Origin of the sequence: Nocardia sp. NPDC060255 (assembly GCF_042727395.1) — a bacterium.
Classification (GTDB): Bacteria; Actinomycetota; Actinomycetes; order Mycobacteriales; family Mycobacteriaceae; genus Nocardia.
Window position 1 is genome coordinate 362,285 of the sequence record NZ_JBHXAU010000005.1, and the last position, 23,327, is coordinate 385,611.

At 66.8% G+C, this 23,327-nt stretch carries 22 protein-coding genes; 9 read left to right on the top strand and 13 right to left on the bottom strand.

The genetic code is table 11. From position 1 onward, the window contains the following. The first annotated feature begins 657 nt into the window (after positions 1–657). The gene (locus ACFWF1_RS13470; protein ID WP_379284921.1) at positions 658–2,334 is read left to right on the top strand and encodes a cutinase family protein; all 1,677 of its coding nucleotides are present in this window, start codon (positions 658–660) and stop codon (positions 2,332–2,334) included. A gap of 85 nt (positions 2,335–2,419) precedes the next feature. Here the strand turns inward: ACFWF1_RS13470 and ACFWF1_RS13475 are convergent, their stop codons facing one another. Both ACFWF1_RS13475 and ACFWF1_RS13480 read right to left on the bottom strand, forming a co-directional pair. Next, a complete protein-coding gene (locus ACFWF1_RS13475) occupies positions 2,420–2,857 on the bottom strand; it encodes a hypothetical protein (protein ID WP_379284920.1) in 438 nt (145 codons plus the stop codon). Between the two features lie 516 nt (positions 2,858–3,373). Continuing rightward, complete coding sequence (locus ACFWF1_RS13480; protein ID WP_379284919.1) at positions 3,374–3,835, bottom strand: hypothetical protein; 462 nt, start codon at positions 3,833–3,835, stop codon at positions 3,374–3,376. Between the two features lie 360 nt (positions 3,836–4,195). Between ACFWF1_RS13480 and ACFWF1_RS13485 the strand changes: the two genes are divergently transcribed. Continuing rightward, positions 4,196–5,143, top strand: coding sequence for a glycoside hydrolase (locus ACFWF1_RS13485; protein ID WP_379284918.1), 948 nt, complete (start codon positions 4,196–4,198; stop codon positions 5,141–5,143). A gap of 65 nt (positions 5,144–5,208) precedes the next feature. Here ACFWF1_RS13485 and ACFWF1_RS13490 read toward each other — a convergent pair whose 3' ends face one another. From ACFWF1_RS13490 to ACFWF1_RS13500, 3 genes are read right to left on the bottom strand one after another with little or no spacing between them, the layout of a single operon-like run. Beyond that, positions 5,209–5,793: an isochorismatase family protein gene (locus ACFWF1_RS13490; RefSeq protein WP_379284917.1), complete on the bottom strand. Its 585-nt coding sequence runs from the start codon at positions 5,791–5,793 to the stop codon at positions 5,209–5,211. A 23-nt stretch (positions 5,794–5,816) separates the two neighbouring features. Further along, positions 5,817–7,550, bottom strand: coding sequence for an MFS transporter (locus ACFWF1_RS13495; protein WP_379284916.1), 1,734 nt, complete (start codon positions 7,548–7,550; stop codon positions 5,817–5,819). A 29-nt stretch (positions 7,551–7,579) separates the two neighbouring features. After that, positions 7,580–8,017, bottom strand: a complete 438-nt coding sequence (locus ACFWF1_RS13500) for a MarR family winged helix-turn-helix transcriptional regulator (protein ID WP_379284915.1) — start codon at positions 8,015–8,017, stop codon at positions 7,580–7,582. A gap of 448 nt (positions 8,018–8,465) precedes the next feature. Between ACFWF1_RS13500 and ACFWF1_RS13505 the strand changes: the two genes are divergently transcribed. Together ACFWF1_RS13505 and ACFWF1_RS13510 are read left to right on the top strand one after the other, a co-directional pair. Further along, positions 8,466–8,924: a DUF4254 domain-containing protein gene (locus ACFWF1_RS13505; RefSeq protein WP_379284914.1), complete on the top strand. Its 459-nt coding sequence runs from the start codon at positions 8,466–8,468 to the stop codon at positions 8,922–8,924. 515 nt (positions 8,925–9,439) lie between these two features. Next, a complete protein-coding gene (locus tag ACFWF1_RS13510) occupies positions 9,440–10,702 on the top strand; it encodes a PucR family transcriptional regulator (RefSeq protein WP_379284913.1) in 1,263 nt (420 codons plus the stop codon). Between the two features lie 26 nt (positions 10,703–10,728). Here ACFWF1_RS13510 and ACFWF1_RS13515 read toward each other — a convergent pair whose 3' ends face one another. Further along, a complete protein-coding gene (locus ACFWF1_RS13515; RefSeq protein ID WP_379284912.1) occupies positions 10,729–11,565 on the bottom strand; it encodes an alpha/beta fold hydrolase in 837 nt (278 codons plus the stop codon). A 593-nt stretch (positions 11,566–12,158) separates the two neighbouring features. Between ACFWF1_RS13515 and ACFWF1_RS13520 the strand changes: the two genes are divergently transcribed. Continuing rightward, on the top strand, positions 12,159–13,598 hold the full coding sequence (locus ACFWF1_RS13520; protein WP_379284911.1) for a lipase family protein: 1,440 nt from the start codon (positions 12,159–12,161) through the stop codon (positions 13,596–13,598). 51 nt (positions 13,599–13,649) lie between these two features. Next, positions 13,650–14,582, top strand: coding sequence for a DMT family transporter (locus tag ACFWF1_RS13525; RefSeq protein WP_379284910.1), 933 nt, complete (start codon positions 13,650–13,652; stop codon positions 14,580–14,582). Here the strand turns inward: ACFWF1_RS13525 and ACFWF1_RS13530 are convergent. After that, a complete protein-coding gene (locus ACFWF1_RS13530; protein WP_379284909.1) occupies positions 14,557–15,396 on the bottom strand; it encodes a DUF72 domain-containing protein in 840 nt (279 codons plus the stop codon). The two genes, ACFWF1_RS13525 and ACFWF1_RS13530, sit on opposite strands and share 26 nt — an antisense overlap. 86 nt (positions 15,397–15,482) lie before the next feature. On the opposite strand from ACFWF1_RS13530, the gene ACFWF1_RS13535 reads away from it, so the two are divergent. The 3 genes from ACFWF1_RS13535 (at position 15,483) to ACFWF1_RS13545 (ending at position 17,278) form a co-directional block, all read left to right on the top strand. Further along, a complete protein-coding gene (locus tag ACFWF1_RS13535; protein ID WP_379285195.1) occupies positions 15,483–15,905 on the top strand; it encodes a PPOX class F420-dependent oxidoreductase in 423 nt (140 codons plus the stop codon). 609 nt (positions 15,906–16,514) lie between these two features. Next, a complete protein-coding gene (locus tag ACFWF1_RS13540) occupies positions 16,515–16,697 on the top strand; it encodes a DUF4190 domain-containing protein (RefSeq protein WP_379284908.1) in 183 nt (60 codons plus the stop codon). Between the two features lie 335 nt (positions 16,698–17,032). Beyond that, entirely contained in the window at positions 17,033–17,278 is a 246-nt protein-coding gene (locus ACFWF1_RS13545) for a cold shock domain-containing protein (protein WP_379284907.1), read from the top strand. On the opposite strand, the gene ACFWF1_RS13550 is transcribed toward ACFWF1_RS13545, so the two are convergent. From ACFWF1_RS13550 to ACFWF1_RS13575, 6 genes are read right to left on the bottom strand one after another with little or no spacing between them, the layout of a single operon-like run. After that, the gene (locus ACFWF1_RS13550; protein ID WP_379284906.1) at positions 17,258–18,460 is read right to left on the bottom strand and encodes a TetR/AcrR family transcriptional regulator; all 1,203 of its coding nucleotides are present in this window, start codon (positions 18,458–18,460) and stop codon (positions 17,258–17,260) included. The genes ACFWF1_RS13545 and ACFWF1_RS13550 overlap by 21 nt on opposite strands. Before the next feature lie 14 nt (positions 18,461–18,474). Beyond that, the gene (locus ACFWF1_RS13555; protein WP_379284905.1) at positions 18,475–20,022 is read right to left on the bottom strand and encodes a long-chain-fatty-acid--CoA ligase; all 1,548 of its coding nucleotides are present in this window, start codon (positions 20,020–20,022) and stop codon (positions 18,475–18,477) included. 12 nt (positions 20,023–20,034) lie between these two features. Then, a complete protein-coding gene (locus tag ACFWF1_RS13560; RefSeq protein ID WP_379284904.1) occupies positions 20,035–20,865 on the bottom strand; it encodes an SDR family NAD(P)-dependent oxidoreductase in 831 nt (276 codons plus the stop codon). A gap of 15 nt (positions 20,866–20,880) precedes the next feature. Further along, complete coding sequence (locus ACFWF1_RS13565) at positions 20,881–21,291, bottom strand: MaoC/PaaZ C-terminal domain-containing protein (protein ID WP_379284903.1); 411 nt, start codon at positions 21,289–21,291, stop codon at positions 20,881–20,883. Continuing rightward, positions 21,288–21,746, bottom strand: coding sequence for a MaoC family dehydratase N-terminal domain-containing protein (locus ACFWF1_RS13570; protein ID WP_379284902.1), 459 nt, complete (start codon positions 21,744–21,746; stop codon positions 21,288–21,290). Before ACFWF1_RS13570 ends, ACFWF1_RS13565 begins: the two co-directional genes overlap by 4 nt. Before the next feature lie 4 nt (positions 21,747–21,750). After that, the gene (locus ACFWF1_RS13575) at positions 21,751–22,938 is read right to left on the bottom strand and encodes a lipid-transfer protein (RefSeq protein WP_379284901.1); all 1,188 of its coding nucleotides are present in this window, start codon (positions 22,936–22,938) and stop codon (positions 21,751–21,753) included. Positions 22,939–23,327: the final 389 nt, after the last annotated feature.

The window sequence follows — 23,327 nt, forward strand, 5'->3', positions numbered from 1 at the left end:
CCATTGACGGATCGGTGTCATTTGCCGAACGAGAGCACGAGTTGGATCGCCGAGGAAGGCTAGCGCACCGGTCCCCAAAAGGACAAAACACCTGCGTCGGCGCGTTCCTCGCCGACCCGGCCAACGGCGGCAGGCATTGCCCCAGCTCACAGCCCGTTCAAAACTGATTCGAAATTTCTTCCATCCGAACGCACTTGGGTAACGAAGACACTATCGACGCCTGCCACTGACGGTTCCCGGCATGGTCAGCGTTGGACACCCACCCGGGTTGTTCCCGCCGTCTGGAGTTTTCGCAGCGGAGCACCACCGGCATTTCAGACTTGGTGCCGGATTTACCGCACGAAGACTGACCGGACGGCTTGTAACCACAGGAAAACGAAAGGGAGATCATGCTTGCACCGCTCCTCACCGCCGTCGTCACCGCCCTCACCTCGGGACTCACCAGCGTCGTAACCGCGCTGCTCGGCGGCTGATTCGACACGGTCCGGGGTGGCGGCGAAGCCCACCCCGGACCGGCGGACGCCGGAGACTTTTCCTGACCAGAACCAGCCTCAGGCCGAGCGGATCTATGTGAAGGTGGGGACGTTGCGTCGAATGCTGTTCTCCAGAACAGGTATTCGGAGACTAGGAACACTCGTCGCAGGTACGGCCTTCGTCATGAACGCGGGAGTCGGCCTGGTCGCGGCACAGCCGGCACCCGGCCAATCACTGCGTTGCCCAGCCCTTTACGCCATCGGCGTACCCGGCACCGGCGAATCCTCCCCCGATGCGAACCCCTCCGACGACCACGGCATGCTGTCATCGATCTTCCTGCCGATGCTGGCCGCCGAACCCGACCGTACCGATCGGGCCTACGTCCCCTACGAAGCCGGTTTCGGCGGTGCCGTGCCCGGCGGCCAGGTCCCGTACTCGCAATCGGTGACCGGCGGGTTGACGGAACTGCGGTCGATGGCGCAATCGGTCGTCGACCGATGCCAGAACACCCGCCTCGCCTTTGTCGGCTACTCCCAGGGCGCCCACGTCGCCTCCTTGTTCGCGCAGGAGATCGGGCGCGGGCAGTCCGCCATTCCGGCCGACCGGATCGCCGGCGTCGCCCTGCTCGCCGACCCCACCCGCTACCCCGGCGCGTCGCTGTTCCCCGGTGCCGCAGGCCAACTCGCGCCCGATCCCGCACCGGGCACGGTCGCCGCCGGTTTGTCCGCGCTGCAGGCCCAGCCCGCACCCGCCTCGGGTGGCGGGATCGGACCGCTGCGCGACCTCGCCCCGGACTTCGGCGCGCTCACCGGTCGCGTCGCGTCGTTCTGCATCGATGGCGATCTCGCCTGCGACTCCCCGTCGAATGCGCCGATCCTGCACATGATCACCAACATCGCCGGCCAGGCACTGCTGCCGCTGGACGACCCGCTGACCGCGCTGTCCTCGATCTCCGACGCACTGGAGGCCACCGTCAGCAAGACCGCCACCGACGTGGTCGACAAGGACCTGCACGGCCTGACCCCGGGCAGTCTCGTACTGAACCGCGACAAGTCGCTCAGCGAGCGGCTCGCCGAGGCCTCCGACCCGCGTTCAGTGATCGACGACCCCACCGCGCAGTCGGCCGCGGTGCGGCTGGCCACCATCACGCTGAACACCCTGACCAGCATCGTCGGCGTCGTCCTCAGCCCAGAAGACGTCTGCCAGATCGGGACCATCGGCGCGAAGGATCCGCTGGCCGGGCTGGCCGCCCTCGGCGCCAAGATGTTCGCCGCGATGCCCAAACGTTCCGCCGCACCGCGTTTCACCCAGGTCCTCACCCAGGCGTTCAACGCCATCGGGCGGCTGGTCAGCGACAACCTCGAACTCGTCGACACTCAGGTCTGGTCGAGATACCAGGACGCGGTGGCCCGGCACGGCGCCTACGCGCTGACCGTGGTCGCCGCGGGCCGCCCGTCGGTGCAATTCGTCGCCGACTGGTTCATCGCGCTCTCCCGCGCGCTACCCGCGCCGACCCAACCCAAACCGGTTGTCGCCCAGCCGGACAGCGTGCTCGCCTCGATGCCGGACCAGAACACCCAAGCCCCGGCGGCCGGCAATGCCGCCGAACCGCCACCCCCGCACCGCAACTCGCCGAAGCCGAAAGCCCCCACGACCGGGGCGGGCACGGCGGTGCGGGTGGACAAGACCGATCCGGCCCACGGTCACCTTCGACCGGAATCCGCCAAGGCACAAACCGAGCGACTGGCGGCGAGCCGGCACGTCGTCTGGGCACTGCTGCTCTCGGAGAGCGCGTGCCTGCTCTACACGGGGCGTCGACGAATCGTCCGAACGGGTTGGGACACCGACTTTCTCGGCTGAATCGACAGCAGGCAGGTCCGATCGCTCATGGGAGCGAAGTGGACCTGCCTGCCGGCGGTTGAATCAGTAACGCGTGCAGCTCAACTCATGACCGGAGCGGCTTGGCCTTTGGTGTGCCGCCGTCGGGGCTCGGCTTGGGCCCGAGGAAGAAATCGAGCCACTCGTCCGAGGTCTTGCCGAGCGGCCCCATCTCGGCGCCGCCGTGCGGCGGGCGCAGGAAGTCCCGGAGCGCGGAATCGAGCGCGGCAGCGACCTTCGGGTCGGCGGCGGGTGTCTCCTCCTCTGCCTTGCCGTCCTTGCCTTTACCCTTCTTCCCCTCGGCGCCCTTCTCGCCCGACTTCTTGCCGCCTTCCGGCGCGAAGAGTCCGAGCAGGCCGCTCTGCTCACCCGGTGCGGTCTCGCTGGGCGATGAACCCGATGCCGGTGGCGTCGGGGCGGCACTGGCCGCGCCGGTGGCAACGGCGAGCGTCGCCGCGACGGCGAGCAGACCGGTCACCGCGGCGGTCGCGGTTTTGTGAAACATAGGTAACCCCTTGTCGTATCGAATGCGGTACATGCGGCCGACGGCAAGTCAGACACTTGTCGGCACTACGGCATATTCGGATCCACGGCGGGTATGGATCGGAGAATTCGGCACAAATATTCGCTGGGGCCGTTGAATTGCCCGAGTACACCGGGCCGCGCCGCAATATCCACTGCTGGATACACGACCAATGAGGCCCGGGGGTCTCCCGGACCTCATTGGACTGTGTGTACAGCGATAGTGAGCCGCAGGGGCGACCACGACTCACTCTGCGGAGCTGTCCCGAAGTTCGTGGGACCCCATCAGATTACATAGCCGGTCGCTCTTGCGTGGCGATTCCGGATGGAATGATCTGCTGACCCGTGCGGCCTTAGATAAACGCAATCTTGCATTCCGCAAAAAGTGACACACCGACACACGCAACGCTTGACGCAAATCAGTAACAAGAACCGTGCTGATCCCGAATCACGGTTACTTCGCCTATTTTCCGCGAGGCAGTACGAATGAGGACCGACACTACGGCTCGTGTGGACCGTGCCCGGTGAGGTCGTTGTAGGCGTCGCAAGCGGCGATCAGGGCCTTCCTGGTGTCGGTCTGACGGGACGGGTCGTCGTTGCCGGTCACGCTGCGCCAGTCGACCCAGGCGGCGGCCAGCTGGTCCACCGCCTTGCCGACGCCGTCGACGCCGGGGGCTGCGTCGGCGATGCCTTCGATCAGATAGCGGCGCAGCGTGCGGGCCGCACGTTCGATCCCGGGACCGTTCACCCGGCGCGAGGCGGGCGCCGTGCGTTCGATCTCGACGCGGTGCCGGTGGATCCACTCGTCCACCGCGGCGAGCAGGCAGGCGGCGCGCAGGATCGACGCGGACGGATGTCGTTCGGGGACAACGTCATGCATCGCGTCCAGAAGTTCGCGGGCGGTCGGCAAGATGGGCGATGGCCGCTCCCCGCGGGGCGGTAGGTCTGCGAGCTCGGGCATGGTTCCGACTCCATACAGTGGGCGTTCGGCGAACGAGCGAGGCAGGTGGCGGGCTCGGCTCGGTCGATGACCGGGGATCGGCGCGATGTGCCGGGCGGAACCTCTTACCTGCATTGAGCGTCGCAGGTCCGTGGGCCGGTTGTCTTGGGCTGGCGCCCAAGATCGGCCGCGTAACTTGTTCTCCGACACAGCCATTCGATATTGCTCGACTCAGACAGTGCAGCGCCGGGGCCGCTCCCGGACGTTCGCCGCAGATCGGCCGACGGCGCAGGCAGCCGTGTCGGTCCACTCGGCGCTACGCCATCTGCGGCGTGTCGCCGGGTCGATAGCAATATGCTCTGGATAATCCGGGAGGTGGCAATGGTGACGATGCGTCGCAGGTCCGCGCTGGCGTTGGCCGCAGGTTTGCCCCTCAGCCTGCTGACGCTGAAGCATGCCGCGGCCGCCGGGCCGGTGGTGCGGTACACGATGACCTCGTTCACCAATGACAGCGAATCCGATTTGTATGTCTACGAATCCACCGACGCGACCAACTTCCGGCTACTGCGCGGCCCGGCCTACCGCCCACCGTCCGGGCTGCTGCGCGACCCGAGCCTCTTCCGGCACATCGACGGCGTCTACTACCTCACCTACACCACCGGGTGGGAGGGCCAGACGATCGGCTTCGCGCGCAGCACCAACCGCGTCGACTGGCAGCACATGTACGACTACCCGACCCGGGTGGGCGCGTTCGACGTGACGTCGAGCTGGGCGCCGGAATGGCTGGTCGACGCGCAGGGCCGGGTCAACGTCATCGTGTCCCTGTCCGACGGCTGTCGCTTCACGCCGCACCTGATGACCGCGACCGACCCGGCGCTGCGGTCCTGGACGCCACTGACCCCGCTGGCCGGGCTCGGCCCCGCCCCCGGCTACGTGACCCCGACCGACCACAAGATCTGCGAAACCTCCGGCTACGGCTTCGGCTACATCGACACCACCGTCGTGCACACCAACGGCTTTTACTTCGCCTTCACCAAAAACGAGACCAGCAAACTCATCGAACTCGCGGTAGCCCGCGACCCGCTCGGCCCGTACGTCTTTGTCGCAACCGGAGATTGGGCCAACTGGGGCGCGCCCCGCGAGGGCCAATGCGTCATCCCCATGCCCAACGGCGGCTGGCGAATCTACTTCGACGACTACGACGAGAACAATCCCCGATACTTCTACAGCGACAGCCCCGACCTGCGCACCTGGACGGCCCCCACCGAACTGCCGAATCTCTCCGGCATCGTCCGCCACTTCACGGTCCTGCCCGAGACCGCTCCCTGAGCCCTGCGTCGCGCAGCAGCACACCCGGTGTCGCGAATGCGCTGCTGCCGGACCGACACTGTCGACTAGCGGGTTTTCTCCAGCAGTTCGAGGATCTCGGCGGTGGTGCCGGTTTCGGCGAAGCGCGGCAGGATTCGGTCGATGCTGTGCTGGTGGATGGTTTCGTCCATGTCGGTGCTGGCGTCGGTGGCCAGGGTGACGTGGTAGCCGTGGTCGTGCGCGGCGCGGGCGGTGGATTCGACACCCATGCTGGTGGCGACGCCGGCCAGCACGATCTGGGTGATGCCGCGGCGGCGCAGGTGCAGTTCGAGGTCGGTGCCGTAGAACGCGCCGACGTTGCGCTTGGTCACCACGAGATCCTCGGCGTGCCCGGCCAATTCGTCGACGATGAGGTCCCAGCCGTCGGGGCGGATGCCGCCGGTGCGGCGCGGGGCGGCGGTGCGGCCCGGCGCGAAGTCCGAGCCATCGGGAGCTCCGCTGACCCGCACCAGGACGACGGGCAGCTGATGGGTACGGAAAGCATCGGCGAGTTCGGTTGCGCGCGCGATGACCTCGGGCATCGAGTGCGGCGCGCCCGGCATCACGGTGATGCCTTGCTGCAGATCGATGAGGACGAGCGCGGTGCGTGCGTCGAGGGTGCTGAGTGCCATGGGCGATTTCTCCTAGATGGTTGTCAGACAATCGTGGGATCCGGGCTGGATACCGAGTCGCGCTGTGGCGGTTCGGGTTTGCGTCGGCTGCCGCGCAGTACCGCGATCGCGGCGAGGGCGGCCAGCACCGCGCCGAAGGCGAACACGATGACCAGGCCGGTGTGGAAGGGACCGGAGATCAACTGCGGGAAGAACTCTCGCCCGGTCAAGGTCTGCTGCTGCGCGCTGGTGAGGGTGGGCAACACCCCGCTGGGCTCGAGCGTGTGCTGGATCGGATTGACGCCGAGCTGAGCGGCGAACAGGGTGGCCACCGGCGGCAAGGTGGCGGCCTGGGTGGCAACGGCGGCCGGAACACCTTGCTGCTCCAGGCCATTGGCGAGCGTACTGGGCAAGCTGTTCGCCAGTCCGGCGATCATGAGGGCGAAGAACACCGCGATCGACACGGCGGTGCCGGTGTTCTGGAAGGTCGAGCGGACCCCCGAGGCGACGCCGCGCTGATCCGGGGGCACGCTGCCCATGATCGCCGAGGAATTGGGTGAGGCGAACATGCCGCTGGCGATCCCGTTGATCGCGATCAGCACCGCGAAGATCCAGTAGCTGAAGTTGATCGGCAGCAGCAACAACCCGATGAAGCTGGCGCCGAACAGCCACGCGCCGCTGCTGGCCAGGCCACGCGAGCCGAACCGATCCGACAGATAGCCCGAAACGGGTCCGGCCGCAAGGAATCCCGCGGTCAGCGGCAGCATGAAGATGCCTGCCCACAGCGGGGTGTCGGCGTAGTCGTAGCCGTGCAGCGGCAGCCAGATGCCCTGCAGCCAGATGATCAGAATGAACTGCAGCCCACCGCGACCGATCGCGATGGCCAGACTGGCGAGATTGCCCGCGGTGAAGGCGCGCACCCGGAACAAGCTCAGATCGATCATCGGCATGCACACCCGCTGCTCGATGACGACGAACGCCGCGAGCAGCCCGAGTCCGGCCGCGCCGAGACCGATCACCACCGGGCTGGTCCAGCCCATGGTGTGCCCGCCGTGCGGCTGCAAACCGAAGGTGGCCGCCACCAGGATCGCGCTCAACCCGACCGCGAAGGTGATATTGCCCCACCAGTCGATGCGCCCGCCGCCGGCCCGGCCGGTCTCGCGCAGCGTGCGGTAGGCCCAGACCGTGAAGAAGAGCCCGATCGGCACGTTCACCCAGAACACCGCCCGCCAGTCCCACGCGACCAGCAGTCCGCCCGCGACCAGGCCGATGAACATCCCGGCCAGCGCGGCCACCTGGTTGATGCCCAGCGCGAAACCGCGCTGGCGCTCCGGAAACGCGTCGGTGAGGATGGCGGCCGAGTTGGCCGTGAGCATCGACCCGCCGATGGCCTGCGCCACCCGCCAGCCGATCAGCCACATGGCCGCGTGTCCGCCGTCGAGCGGATCGACCGACAGCAGAATCGACGCGACGGTGAACACCGCGAACCCGGCGTTGTAGATCCGCACCCGGCCGTACATGTCGCCGAGCCTGCCGACCGTCACCGTCAGGACCGCCTGCACCAGCCGGTACCCCATGATCATCCACAGCAGATAGGCAATGTTGCCGGGCGCCAACGGATCCAGATGTATGCCGCGGAAGATCGCGGGCAGCGCGATCAGCACGATCGAACCGTCCAGCGCCGACATGAACACTGCCGCAGTGGTATTGGTCAGCGCCGCCCACTTGTATCCGTCGGTCGCGCGATCGTCGGTGCGCTGCTGTTGCAGATCGATCATCGTCAAATGCGCCTATCGAACGTCAGGGATCAGATGTTGTGCGCGAGCCGCTCGATCAGCGGGGCGGCCACGGCGAGCTGCTTCAACTGCGCGGGCGTGAACTCCTCGGCGAGCACGCGCGCCATCAATTCGGTTTTCGCACTGCGTTTTTCAGTCAGTACCTGGGCACCGGCGGGCGTCACCGCCAGGACGACCCGCCTGCGATCGGCCGGGTCCGAGTTGCGCTCGATCAGGCCACGAGCTTGCAGCGCGCTCAGCGTCGCTCCCATGGCCTGCGGCGTGATCTGTTCCTTGCGCGCCAGTTCCGCCGAGGTGGCGGGCCCCTCCCGATCCAGCCGCGACAACGCGGTGCGCTCGGGCATCGTGAGCGCGTCCTCCAGTTGCAGATGACGCAGCCTGCGCAACAGCGCGCCGAGGCCCGTCAGCAGGGCGGCGGCAACCTCAGCGGCGTCCAGATCGTCGGTCACATGCTAAGGCTACCTGATCAAGCATATTTATCAACCTACCTTAGCAACTCGACGCGGATTGCCCAGGCATAACCAAAGAGGCCAAACCGAGCGCGAAATGACCTGAATTCGGCTTACACAACGCCACCCGATGGCCGAAACTTGAAGGTGCATCCGGCGCCGGGCGTTTGCTCCCTTATCTCGGGTACGCGCAGAACGGCCGGTCTGCCCAGAGGAATATGGCTGGTCGCCGACGTCGGATGCACCTCGACCGTCGCTAGGGAAGGCCGACCTTGCCCACGCAGCTGGACCACCGGGAGATGGCGGACGCGCGGCAGCGCGTCCGGACCATGACGCAGAGTCTCCGCAGTGAGGCACGAGCTGGTCGCATTTGCCAGGTGCACGCACCGGGTAGCGCCGACCCCGTCACGTGACCGTGCAGACCGCCGAGGGACCGAGATCGCGAGCGATGTCCATCGAAGACGGCGGCACCCCGCCGCTGCTGCCGGACTGGCACGAACTGTCCGCCGCGTTGCGCTTACACACCGGCGACCGACCCGGCGACCACCTCGTCATCCAGTTGGCGCGAGCCCTGGCGCAGCTGCACCACACGCGCCGCGCACAACCCGAGCGCCTGGTGGAAATCGACTGTCGCCGTAGCGAAGTCGTCACCGTGATCGACGAATGGGTGGCCAAACAGGTGACGCCGCGGCGCACCAAGGACCGGCCCGCCGAGTCCCTCGGCAGCACCGTCGACCGGATGGCCGCCGCCCAGATCCTCGCCGATCACCTGCTGATGACCGCCGACAACGTGCCGGAACAACGGGTGCACGCCGCGTGGTCCCGGCTCGCCGCGCTCGCGATCCAGTGGACCGATCTCGCGCACGACATCGAGTCGCGGCGACCCCGATCCATCGGGCGCCGATAGTTTCCTCGAGCCACGCGCTACGACGGAATAGTCCAGAGGTAGGCAGATATCGGAGGGAGTTCCGTGGTGTCGACAAGGGGGTCGACACGTAGTAAGCCGATGAATTCTTCCAACGACGTATAGCGCACCAAAATGTCGGCTAGCAAGCGGCGCGCGGCTTCCTCCGGTTTCATGGCGGGGTTATGCCCGTGAGTCCGCTTGACAAACCGACCAATATGTTTCGGCGGAGCTGGGTAGTTCGCTGATCGACGATCCGTTCATTACGGCCCTCCGCATGTTGGGTCAGCGCTGAATGGAACGTGCTCAGATTACCTATCCGCCGTACGCGGAGGCGCATTCCGCGGTGTGCGTCGCGAACTTTTCAGACAGGAAAATCAACCATGGATGCCGACCAGTCGGTAATCGCCGTCGACAACTCGGCCGACGCCCCAAGTAGGCAGTACTCCTTGACATCTCGTCGCACCGATAGGACGAATGCGCCGCGCCCGAGCAGCCAGCGCAGCAGAATGTGGGCTATGACTGCCTTGGATCAGGAAGCCCTCGACTGGCTCGTCCAGTTCGGAGAGCAGGCTCGCAACGACGAGCAGACCCAACAGCTGGTCGACCTGGTCGACGGCAGGATCAACGAGGTCAACGCGCAACTGCCCGGCGACGCCGAACTCGACGAGATGCTGCACGCCGCGACCCGCGCGCACTGGCGCAGCTTCCTCGCCATGGTGAGCCGGGAAGTCTTCGAGGTGCACCCGCCCGCGGAGGTGCTCGCGCTGTCGCGGACCGTCGCCCGGCGTGGCTTCGGGATCGACGTGGTGATGCGCACCTACCGGGTCGGGCAGGCCATGCTCTGGCAGTTCATCACCGACTTCCTGAACAAGGCGATCGAGGACGACCAGCTGCGCAGCGCGGTCCTGCTGCTGTTCTGGGATCGGGTGCTCGAATGGACCGACACCTGCGTCGAGGCGTCCGTCGCCGTCTATACCGACGAGCGTGAGCAGTGGCAGCGCGGCGCCCTGGCGCGCCGGTTCGGGCTGGCCGGTTCGCTGCTGCGCGGCGACTCGATCGACATCGATCACGCCGAAACGCAGCTCGGCCATTCGCTGCGCAGGCACCAGACCGCGATCGTGCTGTGGGCCGACGAGTCGGTGACCACCGCGGATCCGGTGCGCACGCTGGAGAAGTTCGGCAACGACATCGCCACACTGCTCGACGCGCCGCGACCACTGATGCTCTCGTCCGGTGTGCGCGGAATGTGGGCCTGGATCGCCACGACGGGCGTGCCGGACCCCTCGACCCTGCCCACCGTCGGGCAGCCGGGCCTGCATGCCGCCATCGGCTCGTCGGCGCCGGACATCGCCGGGTTCCGGCAGAGTCACCGCGAGGCGCTCGCCGCGCAGCGGGTGGCGCTCGCCACCGATTACGTGCCGATGGTGATCCGTTACGCCGACGTCGAATTGGTCTGCCTCACCACCGGTGACGGCAGCGTCGAGGCGATGCGCGTCATGGCGACCAGGGAATTGGGCGCATTGACGAGCGCCGACGAGACCACCGCTCGATTGCGCGAAACGCTGCTCGCCTACCTGGCCAGCGGTCGCAACGCACCGGCCACCGCACAACAATTGAACGTGCACCCCAACACTGTTCGCTATCGCATCAACCAATCCGAGGAATTGCTCGGCCATTCCATCGAGGAACGCGCGACCTATATCGAATTGGCGCTGCGCTGCGCACAGGCGTATGGCGACAGAATCCTTACCCCGCAGCCGGATCGAGCAATTGCCTGAGGAACGAAAACGCGGCACGCCGGTCCTTATCCGTCGACATCGGCCAGAAAGCTCTGCACCAGTGCGGTAACGACGCCGGGTTGCTCCAAAACGCAGCAGTGCCCGGCTTTCTCGATCACCTCGAACCGCGCCTTGGGAATCAGCTCGGTGAGCCGCCATGCGTCGGCGATCGGGGTCACCGCGTCATCGGCGCCGACGGCGACCAGCGTCGGCGCGGTGATGCCGGAGATCTCCCGATCGGCGGGCGCGCGGCCGATCGCGCCGCGGATCGCCCGGCGGGTGCCGACGCGGTCGACGCGATCGAGCCGCTCGGCCCATTCGTCGATGGTGGCCGCGGCGGCGGGATCGGCCAGGAACGCGGGCCCGAACAGCAGCCGCGCGACCTTGCCGCGCACCGCGTCGACGCCGAAAAGGCGCACCGCCCAGGTGAGCCGGGTATATTTGCCGATCTTGCTCCGGTCCTGGGGGCCCGCGCTGGTGGACAGCAGCGTGAGCGAGCGCAGCAGTTCGCCGTGCCGGGCGGCGACCCGTTGCCCGACGAAACCACCCATGCCGATGCCGACCCAGTGCACCGGCGCGAGGCCGAGCGCCTCGATCAACCCGACCGCGTCGGCGGTCAGCGTGTCCATGTCGTAGCCGTCCGGGGTGGGTTGGGTGCCGCCCTGCCCGCGCCAGTCGATGGCGATGCAGCGGTAATGCTCGCGCAGCACGGCGATCTGTGCGCGGAACATCCAGCTGCCGAACAGGAGGCTGTGCCCGAAAACGATGACGGGAGTGTCGGATCGGCCGTTCAGGTCGCCGGTGTCGGTGTAGCCGATCGGCGCGCCGTTCACCTCGATCGTCCGGATGATCGTGGAGAGCATCACCGGTCCACCCGCGGCTCGGCCGCTGCTTCGAAGCGAGATATCTGGTCATGGGTGCGATCGAGCGTGGACAAGAGGGGCTCCTCGGGGATGGCCTCAACCGAAAACCGGGATAGCGCACCTATGAGCGTGCCAGAGCAGGGGCCGCGGCTCTTGGCCCAGTCACCAACGCTGTCACGCTGGGTTGTTATCGAGCACAACTCCGCGCCGTCCGCGCCTTGCTCCGGCCGCGGGCCGGAAGATCGGGCGCGCCGAGATCGAAAGACCCATGGATATACCAATTTTCGGGACCGGTCGGCCGAGCAATATCCGGTATCGGGCAAATTGGGCGGGCACGATATCGACTTCGGACAGACCGGACCGACCATCTTCGATATGTGCAATGTGCACAGTCGAAGGCTGGAGAAATTAGTAATTTGCCTCTGGACCCGTGACCGCTTCTAGCATTTGCTGTTACTTAGCCTTACAGACATTCTGGTGGGTTACGCGCGGCGCGCCGTAGCACGGCGCGCGGTCGTGGCCGGAATAATTTCTGCGCCCGACAGATCCCATTTCGGATCTCATCAGCACAGCTCACCAGCGAAAGTAGCTCAATGAATATTGTCGTACCCGGAAGCATCGGGCGATTCCGCACTGCGGCCTGTATCGCTCTGATCGCGACTTCCCTGCAGGTAGCTGTCGGAATACCGGCAATTGCGGCACCGGCCGAGCAAAACCCTGCCGCGCAGCAGGTTCCGGTACAACCGCCGCTGCCGTTCCCGATTCCGCCGGCACCGCCGGAACTCGATCCGGGATTCTACGCACCGCCCGCAGACGTCGTCGCCGCGAAAAAGCCGGGCGAAATCATCGCGGCCCGCGAGGTGCATCTGGCGTTCTATTCGGTCATTCCGTTCAATATCGACGCCTGGCAGCTGTCGTACCGGTCCACCAACACCAGGGACGAACCGATCGCCGCCGTCACCACGCTGATGAAGCCGCGCGGCGACAACGGTGGCGCGCCCCGCCCGCTGCTGTCGTATCAGTTCCCGCAGGACTCGAACGCGCAGTACTGCGCGGCATCCTATGTGCTGCAACAGGCTTCGATCCCGGGCAATATCACCGGGCAGTTCGACATCCCGTTCGAGTTCGTGCTGCCGTTGACCGCGCTCGGCGCGGGCTGGGCGGTGGCGATGCCGGACCACGAGGGTCCGGACTCCGCGTTCGCCGCCGGTCCGCTCGGCGCGCGCATCACCCTGGACGGTGTCCGGGCGGCGGAGAACTTCCAGCCGATGGGCCTCGAACCGCAGACCAAGGTGGGCCTGGCCGGGTACTCCGGCGGCGCGATCACCACCGGGCATACCGCCGAGCTGGCCGCGTCCTACGCGCCCGAGCTCAATATCGTCGGCGTGTCCGAGGGCGGCGTTCCGGCCGACATCAAGGCGATGTATCAGATGGCCAGCGGCAATCTGGGTGCCGGACTGATCTTTTCGGGACTGCTCGGTGTCGCGCGGGAGTATCCGGAATTGGCCGCCTACAACGAGCAGCACATGAAACCGATCGGCAAGGCGCTCGCTCCGGTCAAGAACTCGTTGTGTCTCTACTCCGCCGCGCTGCTCCCGTTCATGAACCTGACCGACGGCATGTACGACGTGCCCAACGCACTCAACGATGCGATCCCTGCCAAGGTGTTCGACGCGCTGTGGATGGGTCATTCGGTGCCGAAGATGCCGATGTTCATCTTCAACTCCAACCCCGACTGGATCGCCCCGGTCGGCCCGGTCAACACCCTGGTCGACGAGTACTGCCGAGACCCGAACGCCCAGGTCCACTACACCCGCGACCACTTCAGCGAGCACATCACGCTGGAAATCGACAGCATCGCGCGGGTGCTGCTGTGGATGAAGGACCGCTTCGACGGTGTCCCCGCCGAGCCTGGCTGCTCCATCCATGACGAGGGCTCCATGGCGCTGGCCCCGGCAAGCTGGCCGATCTGGCTGCAAGGCGCGGGCACGCTGCTCGCCGGGTTACTGCAACAGCCCATCGGCAGCCGATAGCCCGCTCGATAATCCGTCGCGATCCCTGGCCGACCGTGCCACAGTCGTGGGATGACCGGGCAGCGGACGGACACACCCGTCCAGCAGATCGTCGCGGCGGAGGGAACCACCGGCGCGACGATCGCCATTGCCGTTGGCGCGCTGGCGGTTTCGACGTCGGGGGTGCTCATCGCGTTGGCGAGCGCGCCGACCGAGGTGTCGACGTTCTATCGCTGCGCGTTGGCCTTGCCTGCGCTCGCGGTGTTCGCGTGGGTGGAGAGTCGGCGTAGCGGCGGGCTCGACGCGCGCGAGTGGGGGCTCGCGCTGCTGTGCGGGGCGTTCTTCGCGGCCGATATGTTCTGGTGGGGTGCGGCGATTTTGGAGGCTGGTGCCGGGCTCACCACTGTGCTGGTGAACGTGCAGGTGGTGGTCGTTCCGCTGCTCGCGTTGCTGATCGATCACGAAACACCCAGTAGGCGTGTGCTTTTGGCGCTGCCGATCATGATCGTCGGGCTGACCGCGGCCAGCGGGGTGCTCCAGCAGGGCAGTACCGGGCCTGCGCCGATGGCCGGTGCCGTACATGCCATCGCGGCGGGGATCTGCTACTCCGGTTTCCTGTTTCTGTTGCGGCGCAGCGGAAGACAGGGGCGCAACCTGCAGACCTATGCGGTGTCGATCGCCGTCCCTGCGGTGGCCGCGCTCGCCTGGGCATTGTTCCGCGGGTTTCCGTCGACGCTGTCCATCGGCGGTGCGGCACTCGGCTGGATCGCGCTCACCGCGCTCACCAACGGGGTGATCGGCTGGCTGCTCGTCGCCCGGTATTCGCCGCACGTGCCCAGTTCGGTCGGCGCGGCGCTGCTGCTGTTGACGCCGGTCGGCTCGCTGCTGCTGGGCGCGCTGATCCTCGGCGAGCGGCCCGCGCCGGTCCAAATCATCGGCTGCGCACTGATTCTCGCCGTCGCCTACGGTGCCTCGGCGGTCAGAAAAGGGTCATCGGCTCGGTAGGTGCCGGTTCGGGCAGCGGCGTCAACTCTGGGACCGCCGCCACCACCTCCGCGTGAAAACGGCGGGCCAGCGTCACCCCCTGGGCGTTGTCCGGAGTGTGGATGAAGACGGTGGGCGAACGGCCTTCGCGCAGCCAGTCGGCGACCGTGCCGATCCACGGCTGCCAGCCCTCGACCGTGCGCTCGGTCGAGTCGCGGCCGTGGTATCTGACGATCGGGAACTCGGTGAGCGCGCGGGTGCGGCGCGGCAGGCGCGGCTTCTTCGAATACGCCTCCTGCTCGGCGGCGGTGACCGGGAGCCCGTCGAAAAGGAGGGTGGTGTCGAAGGGAATCCATTCCGCGCCGACGCGACCGAGCACGCTCTCCAATTGCCTAGTGGCCTGCTCGTTCTCGAAGAACGCGGGATGACGCACCTCGACCGCCGAGCGGTAGTGCTCCGGCAGCCGCCGCAGAAAGAGTGCGAGCGCGCCGAGATCGTTCGGACCGAACGAACCGGGCAGCTGCACCCACAGCGCGTGTGTCCGCGGGCCGAGCGGTTCGATCGCCGACAGGAACGCGCGCATCTCCTCATCGACGCCGGTGAGTCTGCGCTCGTGCGTGATCGACTTGTGCAACTTGATCACGAACCGGAAGTCGGTCGCGGTCTGCGCGGCCCACGACTCGACCGTGCGCCGCGCCGGTATCGCATAGAAGGTGGTGTTGCCCTCGACCGAGTTGCACCGCTCGGCATAGGCGGCCAGCCGGTCCCCCGAGGCCGGTTGCCAGTCCTGCCATGCCGCGTGCGTCCACATCGCACAGCCCACGTGAAGCCGCATGCCAGCGACGTTAGTACAGCGGCCCGACACGATCCTCGGCTATGTCGGCCGGGAATGAATCCGCCGACCCGGTGGTAGAACACAGCATGCAACTCGACGACTCTGCTCGCGCACTCATCGGGGCCGGTGCCGACGCCACGCTGGTCACGATCAACCCGGACGGCAGCCCGCAGGTGAGCGTGGTGTGGGTGGCCCTGCAATCGACGCCGGACGGCGACGAACTCGTCACCGCCCACCTCGGCGAATACAAGAAGGTCCGCAACGTCCGCCGCGACGACCGGGTAGCGGTCACCATCCTCTCCGCCGAACGCGGCGAAGTCATGCGCCCCTACCTCTCGATCACCGGCACCGCCCGCATCGTCGAGGGCGGCGCCCCCGAACTCCTCACCGAACTGGCCAAGACACTGGCCAGCCCAGATGCCACCTTCCCACCCCCCGACGCACCCCCCGGCCTACTGACCCGCATCCGCATCGAAAAGGTCGGCGGCATCGGCCCCTGGTCCGCCTGATCGACCGCCGATCAGCGAGCCGCACAGTTCATTACTGGCCGGGCCCACGTGGGCCCGGCCAGTTCTGTTCAGTACCCATCCGGGTCTCGTACGTCGAGCATTCCGCCGTTGACAACCTGTCCGTTGATCGATCGACGGCGTCGCTCGGATGGCAAGCAATAAAATTGCTCATCGGCGGTCCGGTTAGTCGCCGACGCACAAACACCGGAAACTCGACCAGCTGACGGCTGTCGGGCGCGTCGTGAGAAGAGATAACCGATGAGCCCCAGAACTCGTGCAGATCGCGGCCGACCAGACCGCAAGTCGCTCGCGAAAACGGCTGTAGGCGAATGGAGTTGTCCAACATGTGCGGAACGTCATACGTCCGCTTTCGACACCTGTTGGAAGTGCGGAACCGGTCGAGACGGCGACCCGGCTGACCCGGACTGGGCGGAGCGCGTCTCCTCGAACCAAACCGTCGAACTCGTATCGACGCCCGCACCGGTCGGATTCACCGCCGACGGCGAACCGGTATTCGCGGTCGCCGGGTACACCCGAGACGGCACGGCGGTGCCGGCCGACAAAATCCACCGCGTCGTGCCATCGACAACTCGCACCAACTCTTGGGCGGTGGCAGCGTTCGTCTGCGTTTTCCTGATCGCCCCGCTCGCAATCCCGTTGGGGCATATCGCTCGCTCCGAGATACGAACCACAGGCGAGCAAGGTGACGGACTCGCCATCGCCGCGCTGATTCTGGGCTACCTGTGGACCGGATGTCTGATCGTCTTCGTCATCGCGATACTGGGCGGCTAAGGCCTGAACTGCGGCCGCCGGGTCGTCGACGGAATGTGACGTAGTACCGATCGGCTATGAATCGGTGACGAAAACTCGTTCGGCTGCTTACAGTTTCGGTAACGCCGTTGTGGGCATCCGGCTACCGCGGGGTGCCCGCGTAACGTACCGATTCTGAGGAGATCCTCCGTCGTGGTCCGTCCAGACAACTTCACACATAGCAGCAAAGTCCCTACCGGCAGTGCGGTCCGAACCGGTCCCACCGTCGTGTGGCCCGACCCGAGCCCGCTCGCGTCCTGGTGGCAACAGGTGATGCAGGCCGGTTCCAGCGAGCACGGCGCATACGAGGCCGTGTGATGCCCGAGGGCGAGACCTGGGTGCGTGGCACGGTGCTCTGGTTCGACACCGAGAAGGGCTTCGGCTTTCTTGAAGCCGCGGAGTATCCGGGTGGTGTTTTCGTGGAGTACTCCAGCATCGACTCCCCCGGCTTCAAAACGCTCACCACCGGCCAGCCGGTCGTGTTCACCTGTGAATTGCGACCGCGCGGGGTCGAAGCCGTCGCGGTGCGGCCCGTGGCGCTGTTATCCCGAAGCGCCGCATAGTCGAAGGCCGAGCACCTCGGCGCCCAGCGCCGCCGACGCGGACACGAGGTCGGGAAACGCGCGCAGGTGCGGGATCAGCGCGAGATCGTTCAGCATCGATTGCGCGGCTTGGACTCTCATCCGGGCAGGGATCGGGTCCAAGCCGGGGTGCAGTCTACGCAGTAGATGCACCCATTCGGCGATGTAGGCCCGCTGTGCCGCCTTGGTGCGCTGCCGGTCCGCATCGGGGAGGTACCTGGCCTCCGAGACGAGAGTCTGCATGAGGTAGGGATTCTCGAAGACGAACGCGCCGTAGCCCGCGAGCAGGCGTTCGAGTCCGTCGCGCGGGTCGGCCGCCTGCGCGAGCGCGCGGTTCAAATCGATGCGCAGCCATTCGTCGCCGCGGACGATGGCCGCCATCAGGATGTCCACTTTCCCGAGGAAGTGGTTGTAGACGCTCGGACCGGCAATGCCTACGGCGGCGCCGATTTCGTCCATGCTGACGCTCGTGAAGCCGCGTTCGGCGAAGAGCGCGGTCGCCTCCGTGAGGAGCGCTTCGCGGCGCGAGCGCGCGGCCAGCTGCGGCGGCAGCACGTGGCGGTCCTGCCGTTCGCCCAGTACCGGCCGGGGCGCGGAGATCACCGCGGCGATGAATTCGCCGAGCAGCGTGCTGAATTCGGGCTCGGGCAGCGAAAGCCCGTGGAACGACACGCTATTGGCGACCGCCAGGGTCGCCCAGGAGAGCAGGTCGGCCGCAGCCGGATCCAGTTCGGGACGGCGGGCGGCGATGATCTCGGCGAGGCGGGCACCGATCTGCCTGGCTTGGATGCGAAAGGCGACCCGATCGTCCTCGGACAGGTGCCGGGCTTCGCGCCGCCACAGCACCCCGACGTCGCGGCGGGCCAGCACGGTCGTCGCCAGCGTGCCCGCGATGTCGTCGGGTTCGCGCGCCGCCGTGTCGACCGCGGCGGCGAACGCGGCCAACGCCTCGTCCACCACCGTCGCCAGCAGGCTCTGCTTACCGCGGAAATGCCGGTACAGCGCGGACGGCCCGATGGCCACCGCCTCGGCGACCTCGCCCATCCCCACATTCGCGTAGCCGTTGCGGCAGAACAACTCCGCCGCTGCCGCGACGATCAGTGCGCGCCGATTCGCCGGCCTGGTGCCACGGGCCGGACGGACCACGCCCGGCCCGTTCACCATTCGCTATCGCTCCCTCAGGAAACTTGACTGTCGCCGGGATCCCAGTACTTCTTGCGCAGTTCGCGCTTGAGGATCTTACCGGCGCCCGACATCGGCAACGCGTCAGTGAACTCCACCGTGCGCGGCGACTTGTAGCCGGCGATCAGCGTTTTGCAGTGCGCGCGCAGTTCCTCGTCGGTGGCCTGCGCGCCGGGCAGCAACACCACGACGGCGTGCACCCGCTCGCCCCATTCGTCGTCCGGCACGCCGATCACCGCGCAGGTTGCCACCGCGGCATGGGCCGCGAGGGCGTTCTCCACCTCGGCGGAGTACACGTTCTCGCCGCCGGTGATGATCATGTCCTTGATCCGGTCGACGATGAACAGGTAGCCGTTCTCGTCCATCCGGCCGCCGTCGCCGGTGTGCATCCAGCCGCCGCGCAGGGCGTCGGCGGTGTCCTGCGGCCGATTCCAGTAGCCGAGCATGACGTTGTCGCCGCGCACGACGACCTCGCCGACCTCGCCGCGCGGCACCTCGTTGTCGTCCGGGTCGACGATGCGCACCTCGACGTGCGGCGTGGCGCGGCCCGCCGAGCGCCGCAGCGCCGGATTGTCGTGGTCGGCGGGCGAGAGCAGCGTGGCCACCGGCGCCAGTTCGGTCATGCCGTACGCCTGAGTGAATCCCGCTGTGGGAAAGACCTTTCGGGCCCGGCCGAGGACCGCTTCGGAGATCGGCGAGGCGCCGTAGGTCACCGTCTCGACGGTACCGAGATCGAAGTCCGCGACGACCGGATCGTCTACCAGCATCTGAATCATGGTGGGCACCAATAGAACATTGGTGACGCTGTGCTCGCTGATCGCCTGCAGCACACCGGCCGGGGTGAACATCGGCACGATGACGTGGGTGCAGTTGACCAGGTTACCCGCCGTCATCATCGCGATATCCGCGAGGTGGAACATCGGCGCCGTGTGCAGCACAGTGCCGCCCCGGCTCACGAATTCGCCGCCGGCGGTGCTGCCGAGGGCGGAGATGATCATGTTGTCGTGGCTGAGCATCACGCCTTTGGGATGCCCGGTGGTGCCTCCGGTGTAGAAGACACCGGCCAGGGTGTCGCCGCCGGTTCTGGTGTCCGCGAGGGGCGCGTGCCCGGCGACGAGCGTCTCGTAGTGCAGCACGTCGGCGGGCGGTTCGCCGTCGCCGCAGAAGATCACCGAGGACAATTCCGGAAAGTCTTGCCGCAGTGTGGGAATCATCGCGGCGAAGGCGTCGTCGACGAGCAGCACCCTGGTATCGGATTCGCGCAACGAGTACCCGATCTCGGCCGGACTCCAGCGAATGTTCACCGGATTGACCGCCGCCCCGATCCACGGCACCGCGTACAGATATTCGTAGTAGCGATCGGAATTCAGCGCCAGCATGCCGACCCGATCGCCGGGCCGGACGCCGAGCGCGGCCAGCGCACCCGCGAAACGCGCTATCCGGTCGGCGGATTCGGCGACGGCGCGCACCCTGTCACGGTAGATCGTCAGCGGACGATCCGGATTCTGCTGCAGATTGCGGTGCAGGGATTGGGTCAGGTACATGGCGGCCCGGTCCTAGATAGTGAAGCCGCCGCCACAGACCAGGGTCTGCGCGCTGACATAATCGGACTCGGGCAGGCAGAGCAGATACACCGCACCGGCGGCCTCGGCCGGCGTGCCGCCGCGGCCGAGCGGGATCATCTGCTCCATCGCGGCCAGCAGGTTCGGGTTCACGCCGACCTTGATCTCCTTGCCCTGCACATCGATGGTGCCGCCGGTGCCCGCGGGCGCCTCGGTGAGCCGGGTCTTGATCAGGCCGAACGCGACCGCGTTGACGGTGACGTTGTAGCGGCCCCACTCCTTGGCGAGCGCCTTGGTGAGGCCGAGCACGCCCGCCTTGCCCGACGAGTAATTCGCCTGTCCCGCATTGCCTCCGGTGCCCGCCATCGAGGAGATGTTGACGACCTTGCGGCACGGCACCGGTTCGCCCGCCGCCTTGGCCTGCTTCACCGCCGCCGCGATCACCGGCTGCGCGGCCCGCAGGATCCGGAACGGCGCCTTGAGATGCACGTCGAGGATGGCGTCCCACTGTTCGTCGGTCATCTTCTGGATGACCGAGTCCCAGGTGTAGCCCGCGTTGTTGATGATGATGTCCAGCCCGCCGAACTCGTCGACGGCGGTCTGCACGAAGCGTTCCGCGAAGCCGTCCTCGGTGACGCTGCCGACACACGAAACAGCGTGCCCGCCGGCCGCTTCAACGGCGGCGACGGTCTCCTTGGCGGGTTCGGCGTCGAGATCGTTCACCACGACCTTCGCGCCTTCACCGGCCAGTTTCAGCGCGATCTCGCGGCCGATGCCACGACCCGAGCCGGACACAATGGCGACCTTGCCATCCAGAGTTCCCATGTGCTGCCTGTCCTTTCAGAGGGCGACGACGGCGTCGCCGGTGAGTGTGACGGTGCCGTCGGCGAGCGTGACGGCGAGTTTCAGGGTGGCGCGGCGTTCGCCGGCCACAGTGTCGATCGCCACGACCGTGCCGGTCGCGGTCGGCTGCGCGTGCACCGGCGTGATCGCGGCGAATCGCACCTGATAGCTCCGAATCGCCTGCGGGGCAACCCATTCGGTGAGCAGTCGGCCGAGGTAGGCCATCGACAGCATGCCGTGCGCGAAGACGTCGTCCAGTCCGGCGGACTTCGCCACATCGATGTCGATGTGCATCGGGTTGTGATCGCCGGACGCACCGGCGAACAGTGCCAGCGTGGTTCGCGAGATCGGCTTCATTCGCAGCGGCGGCAGCTCGGTGCCGACCTCGATGGAGGCGATGCCGGTCATTTCGCGACCTCCGGGTTGCGCACGACGATCACGGATTTCAGCTCGGCGATGAGGGTGCCGTCGGCGCGGGTGACGGTGGAGGTCTTCTCGATGAAGTCCAGCGCACCGCCCTTCTTGCTGTAGACGTTGCCGATGGTCGGCGTCGCGGTCAGCACGTCGCCTGCCACCGCGGTGGCGTGATAGGTGAAGGACTGTTCGCCGTGCAGGATCCGGCGCAGATCGACACCGAGGTCGGCGAGCCAGCTGAACGAGCCGGGGTTGTCCAGCTCGATGCCGAACAAGAAGGTCGGCGGCACCGGCAGATTCGCATAGCCTGCCGCCTTCGCGGCGTCGAGATCGGTGAAGATCGGGTTCCGTTCACCGATCGCCTCGGCGAAGAAGCGCAGCCGCCCGGCGTCGACGGTCAAGGTGCTCGGCGCCAACTGCTTGCCGATTACGCTCTGGTCCAAGGGCATTCGATCAGCTCACCTTCTCGTACAGGGTCACCACGGCCGCGCCGCCGAGCCCGATGTTGTGCTGCAGGGCGACCTTCAAGTTGTCGGCCACCTGACGTCCCTCGGCCTGTCCGCGCAGCTGCCACACCAATTCGGCGCACTGGGCCAGCCCGGTCGCGCCGAGCGGATGCCCCTTGGACAGCAGCCCGCCGGACGGATTGGTCACCACCCGACCGCCGTAGGTGTTGTCGCCGTCGTTGACGAACTTCTCCGCCGTGCCCTCCGGGGTGAGCCCGAGCGCCTCGTAGGTGAGCAGTTCGTTGGCGGTGAAGCAGTCGTGCAGCTCGACCACCCGGATGTCGTCGGGCGAGACACCCGACGCCTCGTAAACCTGTTGGGCCGCAGCCTTGGACATGTCGTAGCCGACGATCTTCGTCATGTCCTTCTCGGTGAAGGTCGACGGGAAGTCGGTGGTCATCGCCTGCGCCCTGATCACGATCGACGGATCGATGCCGTTGGCCCTGGCGAAATCCTCGCTGACGATGACCGCGGCGGCCGCGCCGCAGGTGGGCGGGCAGCACTGCAGCCGAGTGAGCGGACCGTAGATGTGCGGCGAGGCAAGCACTTCCGCCACCGTCACCGGATCCTTGAACACCGCGTACGGATTGTTGGCGGCGTGCCGACGCGACTTCACCGAGATCTTCGCGAAGGTTTCGACTGCGGTGCCGTACTTTTCCGCGTACTGCCGCCCGGCCCCGCCGAACATCTGTGCCGCGAAGGGCGATTCGTCGCGCTCCTGGATCTCGTCCATCACCTCGTCGAACCGGGCGAACGGGCTGGGCCGGTCGGCATAGCCGCGGGCCAGCGCGCCGCGCTGCATCTGCTCGAAGCCGACGGCGAGAACCGCCTCGGCGGCACCGGATTCCACCGCCTGGCGCGCGAGGAACAACGCCGACGATCCGGTCGAGCAGTTGTTGTTGACGTTGATCACCGGGATACCGGTCTGCCCGAGTCCATAGAGCACGGCCTGCCCGCAGGTCGAATCGCCGTAGACATAGCCGGCGTAGGCCTGCTGGATCTTGTCGTACTCGACCCCGGCATCGAGCAGCGCGGCCCGCGCCGCGCCGGTGCCCATGATGTCGTAGGTCTGGCTCCGGCTCGGCGTGGTGAACGGAATCATTCCCACACCGGCGACGACGGCGCGTCTGCTCATGTCGTTCCCATCAACGGTGACTAGTGGATATTCACTTATTGAACATCAAGTCGCCGGTAGCTGGTAGAGCATTCGGTAAAGTCGCAGGTCAGTGACGCGCATTACGCTACGGGTGATTCACTTATCCTGCGCTGGGCACCCGAGAACGACGCGAGCCCCCGCATCTCTCGAAGAGATGCGGGGGCTCGCGTCATGTCCGGCGTCAGGCGTGCGGCGGAGTGACCTCCCCGACAGCCCCGGAGCCGTCTTCGGCTCTACTGAATACCGGCTGATGATGTACGTCACTGCTCTCGGCAGGCGTATACACCTGAATGGGAATGGTGTCATGGCTGAACAGCCCGGACCCTTGCCCGCTTTCCTGACTCATCCGTCGAGCCTCCTCCGATCGG